This is a genomic window from Serratia sp. DFXYC6, from assembly GCF_057196085.1.
In genome coordinates this window covers 23,961-36,658 of record NZ_JBXUNV010000003.1, presented here as the reverse complement: position 1 = coordinate 36,658, position 12,698 = coordinate 23,961, and the positions used below count along the sequence as shown (strand labels likewise).

General features: G+C 62.7%; 9 protein-coding genes. All 9 read right to left on the bottom strand.

Going from position 1 to position 12,698, the window contains the following annotated elements; translation table 11 throughout:
* Positions 1–3: 3 nt before the first annotated feature.
* Positions 4–468, bottom strand: a complete 465-nt coding sequence (locus tag AC2CGQ_RS16425) for a hypothetical protein (protein WP_484593761.1) — start codon at positions 466–468, stop codon at positions 4–6.
* Positions 469–471: 3 nt separating this feature from the next.
* A complete protein-coding gene (locus AC2CGQ_RS16420) occupies positions 472–1,212 on the bottom strand; it encodes a winged helix-turn-helix domain-containing protein (protein ID WP_230199824.1) in 741 nt (246 codons plus the stop codon).
* A 319-nt stretch (positions 1,213–1,531) separates the two neighbouring features.
* Positions 1,532–2,149 carry a DUF2238 domain-containing protein gene (locus AC2CGQ_RS16415; protein ID WP_484593760.1) on the bottom strand — a complete coding sequence of 206 codons (618 nt, stop codon included), beginning with the start codon at positions 2,147–2,149 and terminating at the stop codon, positions 1,532–1,534.
* A 118-nt stretch (positions 2,150–2,267) separates the two neighbouring features.
* Positions 2,268–3,287 (bottom strand): 7-bladed beta-propeller protein YncE, encoded by a 1,020-nt coding sequence (yncE, locus tag AC2CGQ_RS16410; protein WP_370531156.1) that lies wholly within the window; start codon positions 3,285–3,287, stop codon positions 2,268–2,270.
* 106 nt (positions 3,288–3,393) lie between these two features.
* Positions 3,394–4,254, bottom strand: a complete 861-nt coding sequence (locus AC2CGQ_RS16405) for an isochorismatase (RefSeq protein WP_004930014.1) — start codon at positions 4,252–4,254, stop codon at positions 3,394–3,396.
* Between the two features lie 3 nt (positions 4,255–4,257).
* Positions 4,258–5,886, bottom strand: a complete 1,629-nt coding sequence (locus AC2CGQ_RS16400; RefSeq protein WP_350984765.1) for a (2,3-dihydroxybenzoyl)adenylate synthase — start codon at positions 5,884–5,886, stop codon at positions 4,258–4,260.
* A 7-nt stretch (positions 5,887–5,893) separates the two neighbouring features.
* Positions 5,894–7,099, bottom strand: a complete 1,206-nt coding sequence (locus AC2CGQ_RS16395) for an isochorismate synthase (protein WP_015376346.1) — start codon at positions 7,097–7,099, stop codon at positions 5,894–5,896.
* Between the two features lie 212 nt (positions 7,100–7,311).
* Positions 7,312–8,568, bottom strand: a complete 1,257-nt coding sequence (gene entS / locus AC2CGQ_RS16390) for an enterobactin transporter EntS (protein WP_015376345.1) — start codon at positions 8,566–8,568, stop codon at positions 7,312–7,314.
* 175 nt (positions 8,569–8,743) lie between these two features.
* Positions 8,744–12,688, bottom strand: coding sequence for an amino acid adenylation domain-containing protein (locus AC2CGQ_RS16385; protein WP_484593759.1), 3,945 nt, complete (start codon positions 12,686–12,688; stop codon positions 8,744–8,746).
* Positions 12,689–12,698 lie beyond the last annotated feature (10 nt).

The window sequence follows — 12,698 nt, the reverse complement described above, 5'->3', positions numbered from 1 at the left end:
ATCTTAGGGTGTAGCACACACAAATAACGGCGCATGGTTATCGGCAAACAAGAAATGCCGGCTATCGATTTGCTCGATCCGCCAGTGTAGTTGCATACCTTCCACCGGCAACCGCCGATTAAAATCCTCAAGCCTTATCGAGTCATGCGGTTTCTTGATATTTTCCTTCACCCACAGCGTATAGTTATTGCCCTGCCGCCGATAATCCAGAACCAAAGTGCGTGAGACAACATAACGAGCCTTACCGTCATAGACTCTGCCGTTCAACAATATGTTAATGCGCCGCGGGCCATCGGGAACCACAGTTATCAGAACAATGCGTTCAACGCTGCGGCCGGCAATGTTGTCAGTTACGTGTTCAACTGCCCGGCACTCCGGGATTTGCGGTCTGAAAAATAAAAAGTAACCAGCGATGGCGCAGCACCCCATAGCCAGTAACGCCGCAATCGCGTAACCATATCGTTTCATCGCTTACAGGCCCCAGCTTTCATAGAAACTCTCGCATTGCACCTTGTTATCCGCCATTTGCGACTCTGGGCAGTAATAGAAATAGGACGTTCGGGTTCTCCCGGCGCCGTTTGGCACCAGTGTTTGCGTGTCGTAGTAGAGCAGCGTCGCCGGTTCGTTGCAGTGAATCTGCGGCCGCCGCTTCAGCATGTCGCGCAGATGATCCAAATCGACCTTGTTGATTGCCGGCTTGTGATAAGTGGTGATAAGGCGCACGCTGCAGCTGTCGATGCGCCCCCCGTCGATCGTGCTGATCGGCTGATAGCCTGCATCGCACCACGCCCAAATACCGCTGCCCAACGCCAGAACCAACAAAGCCGCCAGCCCGGCGGCTTTGAAACGCGTATAGCTGCGTACAGCGGCGGAGCCTACCTCAGAGGGGATACCCACATCCTGGCCCACCTCCGGAGCCGGATCCTCTGCGGGCGCCTGGCTGTCCGCCGTTTTGATCGTAGCGGCGGTGAACATAAAACCTTGCCGCGGCAAGGTGACGATGATCTCCTCCTCGCCAAGCGAAGAGAACGCCTTGCGTAAAATTGAAATGGTATTGTTGAGGTTATTACCGGAAGCGACCTGACCGTGAGCCTCCCACACCTGCGTCAACAACGTCTCTCTGGATAACACCAGATTGTTGTTTCTGACTAATGTGGAAAGCAGGCGGTTCAGTGTGGCCGTCAGCATAATCGGCGGGATATCGTCATGCACCGAGACCAATTCCGATCTATCTTCGTGATATTTAATATTATTATTAATTATGTATCTCATACATTCCCTGCGCTACAAACCATGTCAACGCCAATTCCCCACCAAACAACATGATATTAGCACAGCAATTATAATAAGAAAATTCTTACAAATTAAATATAAGTCCATATAAAACAATGAAATAAAAAAATAAATCATAGAGAACGGCGGAACCTTGGGCGCAGTTAAGGCTCCCGGCCTTCGCTTGATGCGACAACGTTCATTGCGATATATATAAAAAAACCCGCCATAACGGCGGGCTAATTCTGTTTGAAATTTATCAAACTAAGCGAGTGATTTGCCGATCCTGCCAGCGCCCGAACAGCAACAGGCCGCACATCGCCCCGAGCAGCGCGCAGAACATGTCGGACTGGGTGTCCCACGGGTCGCCCTGGGTGCCGAGAAACTCGTCGGCGCCCTGGCCCAGCGCCAGCGCCGCCCACCATTCGATCAGCTCATACAGGGCACTGATGGCGAGCGCGATGCAGCACACCACGAAGCCCAGCATCTTGCGCCCCTGTACATAACCACCGCGCAGCAGGATCTCGCGCGCCGCCAGCGCCGGCACCAATCCCTGAAAGAAATGCCCCAGTTTGTCGTACGGGTTGCGATCAAGATCCAGCCACTGCTGCACCTCAAACCCCAGTGGCACGCGGGCATAGCTGTACATGCCGCCAAAAATCAGGATCAGCGCGTGGAAGAAAATCAGCGTGTAGAGCAGCGGCGTCAGCGGGTAACGGCGGTGGGTGAGCCACAGCAGCGGCAAAACGATCAAGACCGGCGCCACCTCCATCAGCCAGGTGGTGCGATCGTAAGGGCTGATGCCGCTGTGGATCAGCGCGGCCAGCAGCAGCAGAGTGATAACGGACAACAACAGCGGAGAGCGTGAGACGGGCATAACCAACGTTCCTTCGGGTCAATAAGGCAATCCACACGTTATACCGCAGATCGCACGGCGAAAAAAAACAGGCGGAGCGTCGCCGCTTCGCCTGTTCGGTGTGCTTACCTGGGTGGGATTATTTCAGCACGACGCGGATCACGTCGTCCGGCGCGGTCGCTTCTTTCTCGCGGCTGGAAGCCTGCTTGACGCTGACATACAGCGTTTGGCCATCAGGCGACAGCGCCAGGCTGTTCGGATGGGTCGGCGTCTTGATGGTGTTCAACACCTTGTAGCTCTTGGCGTCGATCACGCTCACTTCGCCCGCCTGACGGTGGGTGACGTACACTTCATTGCGCGCCGGGTTGAACAGCACCGCCAGCGATTCCGGCACGTCGATCTTGCTCAGGATGTTGCCGTTACGGGTATCCACCACCAGCACCTGTGGCTGCTTGGAATCAGTGATGAAGGCGCGATGGGTGGCGGTATCCAGGCTGATGTTCAGGAAGAAGTGCTCTTTGGACTCATCCAGTTTCTTGCGCGACAGCACCTTGTTGCTCTGGGTATCGATGGTCACCAGTTCGCCGTCGGCGTTGGTGACGTACAGGCGTTTGGCGGCGGCGTCCAGCGCCAGGCCAGTGCCGTACTTGCCGGTGTCGGTCACGGTGGCGCGCAGGGTCAGATCCTTGCCGTCCACCACCCATACTACGCTGGAATCCCCCAGCCCGGTGATGTACAGGGTATCGCTGTCGGCATCCGCCACCAGTTCACGCGGCGCCAGCGGCTTGACGGTTTCGGAGCGCTGGCGCGCGTCCAGCACCAGGCGACCTTTCACGTCGCCGGTCTTGGCGTCGATGGCGGTCACCGAGTTATTGACGGTGTTACCGAAGAACAGCGTGCCGGTCTTGGCGTTGACGGCGGCGCCAAACGGCTTGATGTCGTTATGGATAATTTGGGTCACGTCCAGCGTGGTCGGATCCAGACGGTAAACGATGCCGCCCTTGTCCAGCTTGCGGCTCTGCGAGGTGGCCAGGTAGAGCGCGTTCTCGCTCGGGCTGTAGGCCATTTCATAGGCGCCTTTGCCGACCGGCTTGCGCAGCACTTCCGGCGCGGTTTGCGCCTGCAAAGTGTTGGAGAACAGCAGCGTAGACAGCAGCATCAGCGGAAATGCCGCACGTTTTCCCTTGGTGATCAAAGTATTCATCAAAATCTCCTTATAAAGCCAACAGGGTGGCCGAACGGCCGCCCTCTGCTCGTGATTAAAATCAGGCTTTCTCTTCGGAAAGCAGCGCCCACCAGCTGTCGATGGTCGGGTTGCGCGCCAGCGCGATAAAGTCGATGTCGCCGCGGATCTTGCGCCAGCGGGTCGCCAGTTCCATGATGCGCACCGAATCCAGGCCGTAATCGATCAGGTTTTCATCGTTGCCCATGTCCTCGCTGTCTTCGTCCAGCAGCGGCAGGATCTGCTGACGCAGCGCATCAATGCTGGCGATGCCGGCCGCCGGCAGCAGAGACGCGGTGGTCACCACCCGGCCGCAGCGGCCGGCGGTGTAGCGCAGCGCCATCAGGTGTTCGTCGCGCGAGAAGTCCGCCAGACCGTCGGCCACCATGAACGGCTGGATGTTGCGCATGAAGGCGTCGATGGCGGTGGTCAGGCAGCCGATGTGCGCATACACGCCGCAGATGATCAGCTGATCGCGGCCGGACTCCTGCAGGATTTCCTGCAGCGGCGAGCGATGGAAGGCGCTGTAGCGCCATTTCACCAGCACCGTATCGTCTTCGTCCGGCGCCAGCGCGGCGGTCACCGCCTGCTGCTCGGGGTGTTTGTTCAGACCCGGCCCCCACATGTCGTTCAATAGCGCGCGATCTTCATCGCTCTGCTGGTTCGGCTGCGCGGTATAGAACACCGGAATGCCCTGCTGTTTGCAGTAACGACGCAGGTTGGCGATGTTCTCCACTACCTGTTTAATCAGCGCGCTGTCCTCGCCCCAGAAGTTGAGGAAATACTGCTGCATATCGTGGATCAGCAGCGCGGCGCGCTGCGGTTCTACCTGCCAGGTGACTTTATTTTGCGGCAGTTCGTCCGCCGTCGGCAGCGCGTAATCATTAAGTTTTGGAATGGCCATCGATTAATCTCCCTGAGCCTGAGTCTGTAGTTGCGCGTCGAGCTGCTGGCGCAGCCGTTTTTTGTCCACTTTGCCGACCGGGGTCAGCGGCAGGCTGTCCACCTGAATAAAGCGATCCGGCAGTTTGAAGTCCGCCACGCCCTGTTCACGCAGGTGACGGCGCAGCACCACCGGTTTCAGCGGCGCGTTGGCGATGATATAGGCGCAGCTCTTCTCCCCCATCAGCGCGTCCGGCATCGACACCAGCGCGGCGTTGATCACGTCAGGATGACGCAGCAGCAGGTTCTCGATCTCCTCGGCGGCGATCTTCTCCCCACCGCGGTTGATCTGGTCTTTTTGCCGCCCCTGCACGGTGATGTAACCGTCTTCGCTGATGCTGATCAGATCGCCGGAGCAGTAGAAACCGTCGGCGTCGAAAGCATCGGCGTTGTGCGCCGGGCTCTGGTAGTAACCGCGGAAGGTGTAAGGCCCGCGCGTCATCAACCGCCCGACCTCGCCCGCCGGCAACGGATTGCCGTCGTCATCCGCCACCCACACTTCGTCGTCCGGCGACATCGGCCGCCCTTGCGTCGCCAGAATGTGGCGTTCGTCATCGTCCAGCCGGGTGTAGTTCACCAGCCCTTCCGCCATGCCGAACACCTGCTGCAGTTGGCAGCCGATTTCGTTCTGAATGCGCGCCGCCAGCGTTTCGCCCAGCTTGGCGCCGCCCACCTGCAGCAGTTTCAGGCTGGCGAGCTGGGCATTGCCGCCCCACTCTTCGATCGCCTGCAGCCACAGCGTGACCGCCGGCGGCACCAGCGCCGTCACGTTGATTTGGTGCTGTTCGATCAGGCGGAAGCATTGCCCGGCGTCCGGATCGGCGGCGAACACCACCAGCCCGGCGCCATAAAACACGCCCAGCACGCCCGGCGAACTCATCGGGTAGTTGTGCGCCACCGGCAGCGCGCACAGATAGCGGGTCTGCGCGTCGAAGCGGCAGATCTCCACGCTGCGGCGAATGCTGTAGTAGTAATCATTGTGGGTGCGCGGGATCAGCTTCGGCGTACCGGTGCTGCCGCCGGAAAGCTGGAAGAACGCCACCTGATCGGCCGCGGAAGGCTGCGCGACGAAACCGTCGCTCGCTTCGTTCAGCCAGGCGGCCAGCGCCAGCTCGCCCTCGGCCTGACTGCGCAGCGCCACGACGCGCAGCGAAGGATGCGCATCGCGGAAGGCGTTCAGGAATTGATCGTCGGCAAACAGCGCGTGCTGGCGATCGGCGATCAGCAGCGCCGGTTTGATCTGCTCGGCATAGGCGTTCAGCTCACTGCGCTGATGGCTGAACAGCGCGTTGACCGGCGCCACACCAATTTTCAGCAGCGCGAAGAACACGATATAGAACTCCGCCACGTTGCCCAGCTGCACCAGTGCGGTGTCGCCGGATTTCACGCCGCGGCGCAGCAAAGCGGCTGCCAGGCGATCGGAGCGCTGCTGCAGCTCGCGGTAGGTCAGGCTGCCCTGGGCGTCGATGATCGCCGGAGCGTCATTGTTGGCCTGGCGGTCGAGGATCTCGGTCAGCGGCTTGTCAGTCCAGTAGCCGCGCTCGCGATAGCGGCTGGCGAACTCCGCCGGCCAGGGGGTAAAGGCAATGCTCATCTTGTCGTTATCCTTGATTTATACCAAAGGCACGCAGAATGGTGCTGAGTTTGGTGCCTGTTTCATGCCATTCAGATTCGGGTGAAGAGTCTTCCACGATGCCGGCGCCGGCGAACAGCCGTACCCGGTTGCCGTCAACGGTGCCACAGCGGATGGTGACCACCCACTCGCCGTTGCCTTCATCGTCGCACCAGCCGACGATGCCGCCGAACAGGCCGCGATCGAACGGCTCCAGCTTGCCGATCAGGGCGTGCGCCTGGGCCGTCGGCATGCCGCACAGCGCCGGCGTCGGGTGCAACAGGCAGGCCAGCGACAGGGCGTTTTCGTCGGGAGATGCCGCCTCGCCGTCGATCGGCGTGGAGAGATGCCACAGCGTGGTGGTGGTCAGCAGTTCAGGGGTTTGCGGCACGTTCAGGTAGCGGCAGCGGCCGGCCAGCACGTCACGCATGCTTTCGGTGACGATGCGGTGCTCGTGGCGATCTTTCGCCGAGGCCATCAGCCGCTCTCCCACTTCGCGATCGCGCTCTGGGTCGGCCTCGCGCCGGGCGGAACCGGCCAGCGGGTTGGAATAGAAACGGCCGCCGTCCTGGCGCAGCAGCAGCTCGGGGCTAGCGCCCAACAGCGCGCCCTGCTCCAGCGGCACATGGAAATGGAAACCGTGCGGGTTTTGGGCAATCACGCGCGCCATCAGCGCATGGCGATCCACCGGCTGACGCGTTTCGATCTCCAGCAGGCGCGACAAGACCACTTTGTCCAACTCACCGGCCTTCATCGCGTCGACGGCGTCGCTGACCATATTCATGAACGGCTGCTGTGGCGGCAGTTCCGTTACCCCGGCCAGCTCCGGCCCATCCGCCGCCGGCCTAACGCCGGCCATAAAGGCGGCGCGATCGAACCAGCGGCTCTGCTGCGGAATAAACAGCGCCGAAGGCTGCCGGGTATCGAACGGGATGGCGCCGCACAGCAGCGGCTTTTTGATGCCGGCCTGGCGGGCCTCGGCAAACGCCTGCCGTACGCTGCGCTGGAACTCGCCGTTCAGATCGGCGCCGTCTGCGGCCGGCAGGCGAATGCGGCTGAAACAACCGGTGGTGGTCAGACTGCGGAAAGGAGAAGTAAAGAAGAAGCCCGACGCGGGAGAAAAATCAGCGGCAAATCGCTGCTCTTCGCACTCCTGCACTTCCTTTCGATTGATGTCGTTCACGGCAGTATCCATCGCTTCGCCCTCAAGAATTTGAAGTGATAACCAATATAATAATGATTATCATTTGAGTTAATTCCGCGCTAAATTACTCGCCGATATTTGCTATGTCAATAAACGTAAGCACTTCTTTCATTTCGAAATCATGACATAAACGCTGTGGGTTTTACGCATGCCGATGATAAGCATTGCTATTTGATCCCACAGCGTTGTTTTAACGCGTTCGACTACTTTTCTGTGGCGGGCTGCGGCTCCGGTTTGTGCAGCGTAACCTGGCGCAAACCGGTCATGGCGAACAGCAACAGGATGCCGAGCAGCGCCGCGCCGAAGCCGAAACCGCTGGCGCTCATCGCCGGCAGCATAAAGGCGCCCATCGCCCCCAGCAGCAACGCGCCCAGCGCATCGCCAACCACGTTCTGCGCCGTCCACAGGCCATTGATGCGGCCGAGGAAGTTGTCCGGCGTCAGGCTCTGGATCAGACCGTATTGCAGCAGCGAGTTCAGCGCGCTCAGGTAGCCGAACGCCACCAGGCACAGTAACGCCAGGCTGTACCACGGCATCAGGCCGAACAGGCCGATGGCGGCGAACGCCGCGATCGCCGTCAGCAGCATCACCCAGCCGGGGCGCGCCACATGCGCCACGCGCCCGCTGGTGAACGCGCCGATGGCGGCGCCGAGCGGCACGGCGGCGTACATATAACCGAGGTGGGCAGCGTCGATGTGCCAGCCTTCCGCCATCGCCGGGTACAGCACGCGCACCGCGCTGGCCATGGTCAGCAGCGCGCCGATCAGTGCCACCATGCCGATCACCTTGTTCTGGAACAGGAAGGCGAAACCGCCCGCCAGCGCGCGCAGCGGGTGTTCACGCGGCTGCGGCGGCGGCATCAGCTGCGGCAGACTCAGCAGCGGCAGCAGCGTCAGCAGGGTGCCGAACGCCGCCAGACCGTAGTTCCAGGTGATGCCCATATGGGCGATCACCAGGCCGCCGATCGCCGGAGAAAGAATCGAGCCGAAGCGCACCGTCAGCATGCTGATGGCGCCCGCCTGCACGATGTTTTCGCGGCCCACCAGCGCCGGCGTGGCCGCCAGCAGCGCCGTCACCCCCACCGCGCCAAAGAAGCCGTCCCACACCGCCAGCAGATAAATGGCCGCCAGCGAAGGCGACGGCAACAGGGCATTGAGACACAGGCCGACAAATCCGACGCCGCAGGTGGAACGCGCAAACAGAATCAGCCGGCGTCGCTCATAGCGATCGGCCAATACGCCCCCCATCAGCAGCCCGGCGAACATGCCGCCGCCGGCCAGCGTCACCGCCAGCCCGACCTGCAGGGTGGAACCGGTCAACGCCTGGATCTGCACCGGGATGGCGATCGCCATCAGTCCCAGCGCCACAATGGAGATAAAGCGCGCGCAGAACACCGCGCGGAAAGCCCGGTTGGTTTTCAGCAGGCTGAAATCAAGCAGGATGGAGGGTTTGCTACTCATCGGTTGTTCACCACATCTTTAAACGGGGATTCTGCAGTTGCGGAGCGCTATGCTAGCACAGATGACGAAATCAATAATGATAATAAAAATCATTGATATTCAATTGTGAGCAGCCGCAAGAAACGCCGCCAAACGCGAGGCAATCCCCGTGCCTGGCGGCGGGATGAGGGCGTCATTACAGCGTGCGCAAGATCCGGTTCAGCAGCGGCCCCAGCACTTTGAACGACGCCGGCGAAACGATATCGACGTGCGCGCAGTCCAGCTCGTGCGCCTGCAGCGCATCGACGTACTGCGACCAGGTTTGCTGCACGTCCATCCCTTCCTGCAGCGTGCGTTTGGCGACGAACAGCGTCGCCTGGCCGTGGAAACGGGCGGTCCGCGTGTGCGACAACAACCGCACCGAATCGGCGTAGTTGGCTTCGATGTTGTCGAACATCGCCGTGCGCGTCTCACCCAGCGCCGGATCGAGCGTGTCCTGCGACACCGCCAGGAACTGCTCGCGCTCGCGCTGCACTTCCTTCAACACGTTGTCGTCCAGCATCACGTCCCAGTTTTGGGTCTCCGGCGGATAGGTATCCAGCAGGCCGAGGAACGCCACCTGCTCGCCGCGCGCCTGCAGCCGGGCGGCGATGCCCTGCGCCAGCGTGCCGCCCAGCGAATAACCGATGAAGTGGTACGGCCCGTGCGGTTGGACCTGCAACACCGTCTGCAGGTGAGCATCCACCACCTGATCCATGTCTTCGCTCAGCGCCAGCGGGCCGTCCGGCCGCGGCGACTGGATGCCGACCAGCGACCAGTGCTGGTCGAGATAGCGCGGCAATACGCTGAACTGCCAGGAGAAGCCGGATGCCGGGTGCAGGCAGAACAGCGTCGGCCCCTCGGTAACGCGCAGCGGCAATACGCTGTCGAAGCCGCTGCGATCGGCCTCTTCCTGCGTGCGATCTTCCGCCAGCAAGGCGGCCAGTTGCTCAACGCGCGACGCCACCATCACCTGGCCGACGGACACCGCCTTGCCCAGATCGCGGCGCAGCTCCGCCGCCAGGCGCATCGCCAGCAGCGAGTGGCCGCCGAGCGCGAAGAAATCGTCGTCGGCGAACACCTGCTCGCGCTGCAGCAAGCGGGCGAATACCGCCGCGATCTCGCTTTCCAACCCGGCCTGCGGCGTCCGCCCCGCCTTGCGCTCACCGCCCTGCGGCTGCGGCAACGCCTTGCGATCCAGCTTGCCGTTGGCGCTCAGCGGCAAATCCTGCATTTCCACCAGCGCCACCGGCACCATGTGCGGCGGCAGGCGGTCGGCCAGCGCCGCGCGCAGGGCTTCCGCATCCCAGCTCGCGCCTGGCTGCATCACCAGATAGCCCACCAGCTGGCGCGCATCGCCGCCGGCGTCCACCGGCGTGCCCTGCAACACCAGCGCGTGCGTCACCGCCTGGCGCACGCCCGGCAGCGACAGCAAGGCGTGATCGATTTCACTCAGCTCAATACGCTGCCCGCGGATCTTCAGCTGATCGTCGCTGCGGCCCAAATATTCCACCGCGCCGTCCGGCAGCCAGCGCGCCACGTCGCCGGTGCGGTACATCCGTCCTCCCTCGCCGAACGGGTCGGCGACAAAGCGGCTGGCGGTCAGATCCGGCCGGCCAAGGTAGCCGTGCGCCAGCTGCACGCCGGTCAGATACAGATCGCCCGCCACGCCCGGCGGCACCGGCCGCAGGCGCGCGTCCAGAATGCGCAGCCCGGTGTTCCATACCGGCAGGCCGATCGGCACGTTGGCGCCGGTCACCTTCGCCAGCGCGTCGCCGTAGGCCGGATGCCAGGTCACGTCCACCGCCGCTTCGGTCGGGCCGTAGAGGTTGTGCAACGGCACCGCCGTGCGGCTTTGCCACAGGCGGCACAGCTCCGCTGGCAGCGCTTCACCGCTGCAAAACACCTGGCGCAGCGCGGCGCAGTTCGCCACCGCCGCGTCGTCGTCCAGGGCGGCCACGAAAGCCGTCAGCATCGACGGCACGAAGTGCAGCGTGGTAATGCGATGTTGCGCGATCAGCTGTTGCAGCTGCTGCGGATCGCGGTGCGCCTCCGGCGGCGCCATCACCAGCCGGGCGCCGACCATCAGCGGCCAGAAGAATTCCCACACCGAGACGTCGAAACTGCATGGCGTTTTCTGCAGCACCGCGTCGTCCGCCCCCAGCGGATACTGATGCTGCATCCACAGCAAGCGGTTGACGATCGCCTGATGGCCGACCAGCACGCCTTTCGGGCGCCCGGTGGAGCCAGAGGTAAAGATGATATAGGCCGCATGATCCGGCGTCGGGCCCGCGATCGCCACCCCGTCGGCGTGATCGGCCGCCAGCGGCGCGTCATACAGCAAAATTTCGCCCTTGTCGGCGAAACGCGCCTGCTGCGCCGGGCTGGTGATGACCAGCCGGGGTGCGGCGTCTTCCAGCATCATCGCCAGCCGCTCGTCCGGATAACCGGTGTCCAGCGGCAGGTAGGCGGCGCCCGCTTCCACGATCGCCATCAACGCCAGCGACAGGAACACCGAGCGCGGCAGCGCCACCGCCACGATGTCGCCCGGCCGTACGCCCTGCACAATCAGCTGGCGCGCTAGCGCCGTGACCTGTTCGCGCGTTTCGCGGTAGGTGAAGCTGAAATGCGCATCCGCCAGCGCCGGCGCGTTCGGCGTGCTTTGCGCCTGCTGCGCCAGCAGTTGGCTCAGCGTGGTCGCCGGCACCGGATGCGCCGTGTCGTTGACCCGCGCCAGCAGCGCGCGATCGGCGGCGGTCAGCATATCGGCTTCGCCGATCGGCAACGTTGCCTGCGCGGCGAACTGCGCCAGCAGCAGCGGCAACCGCTGCAGATGCGCCAGCAGTTCCTGACGGCTGTAACGCTCGGCGTTGGCCAGCAGCTCCACCTTCAGCTGATGGTGTTCGTCGATAAACAGCGCAATCTCCAGATCGCGCACCGGCCCGGAGGCCAGATCGTGGGTAATGCCTTCGATACCGGCGAAGTCCAGCTGGTAATCGAACATTTTGAAGTTGAAGACCGTACCGTACAGCGGTTCGCCGTCGCCGATGCGCCCCAGATCGCGCTGCACCTGTTCGGCGTCGTAGCGCTGATGGCGGCGCACCGTTTTCAGCTCGCGGCTGATGCGGGCGGCGGCCTCATACAGCGTGGCCTGCGGCTCGAGGTGCATCTCCATCGGCAACACGTTGATCACCGGGCCGGCGGCGCACAGGGCGGCCGATCCGGTACGGCGCATGAAGATAAAACCGGCGCTGAAGCTCGGTTGGCCGCTCAGACGCGACACCCACAGCGCCACCAGCGCCACCGCCATATCGGCGGCGTTCAGCTTCTGCTGCGCGCCGCACTGCACCAGTTCGGCGAAGGCCTGCGGATCGCAGCGCTGTTCCAGCCGGTGGATGCGCGGCGTGGGCGTTTGCCCGGCCAGCGGCTGCGGGCAGATCGTGGCCGGCGGCGGCAACTGCCGTGCTTTTTCGCGCCAGAAATCGGCGTCGCGTTGCCAGGCCGGCGCCTCCCGGTAAGCCTGGTATTCCGCCACCACGTCGCTGAACGCCGTGAAAGGCGTCGGTTCCAGCGCGTCGCCGCGGCAAAGATGGGTGTAAATCGCCGCCACGCGGCGCGCGATGGCGGTGAAGCTGAAACCGTCCACCAGCAGATGGTGATAGCGCTGATACCAGAACCAGCGGTCATCCGCCAGACGCATCACCACATGACGATACAGCGGCGCGCCGCTGCCGGCGCGCAGATCGCTCGCCAGATCGATGTCCATCAGCGCGCGCGCGGCGGCTTCAGGGTCCAGCGACGTCGTCAGATCGACAAGTTCCGGCGCGTGCACCACCAGCGTGTCATCCAGCCATTGCACCGGCACGCCGTCGCGTTCCGCAAAACGCAGGCGCAGCATGTCCACCTCGCCCAGACCCTGGATGATGGCCTGCAGCAGAGGCTCCACGGCGACAGGGCCGTTGAGTTCGATGGCGTGAGCCACCGCGTAGGCATTGCGATGCGGGGAGATTTGATCGGCGACCCAGATGCCGGGTTGTGCCGCGACCAGCGGCCATTCGCCCGCAAGCGCCGGGCCGCTGAGAGAGTTAGGGGTGTGTGACACTGCTTATTGC

Coding starts and splice junctions, on each gene's coding strand:
- AC2CGQ_RS16425 (WP_484593761.1), bottom strand. CDS start 468: ATGAAACGATATGGTTACGCGATTGCGGCGTTACTGGCTATGGGGTGC.
- AC2CGQ_RS16415 (WP_484593760.1), bottom strand. CDS start 2,149: ATGCCCGTCTCACGCTCTCCGCTGTTGTTGTCCGTTATCACTCTGCTG.
- yncE (WP_370531156.1), bottom strand. CDS start 3,287: ATGCTGCTGTCTACGCTGCTGTTCTCCAACACTTTGCAGGCGCAAACC.
- AC2CGQ_RS16405 (WP_004930014.1), bottom strand. CDS start 4,254: ATGGCCATTCCAAAACTTAATGATTACGCGCTGCCGACGGCGGACGAA.
- AC2CGQ_RS16400 (WP_350984765.1), bottom strand. CDS start 5,886: ATGAGCATTGCCTTTACCCCCTGGCCGGCGGAGTTCGCCAGCCGCTAT.
- AC2CGQ_RS16395 (WP_015376346.1), bottom strand. CDS start 7,099: ATGGATACTGCCGTGAACGACATCAATCGAAAGGAAGTGCAGGAGTGC.
- entS (WP_015376345.1), bottom strand. CDS start 8,568: ATGAGTAGCAAACCCTCCATCCTGCTTGATTTCAGCCTGCTGAAAACC.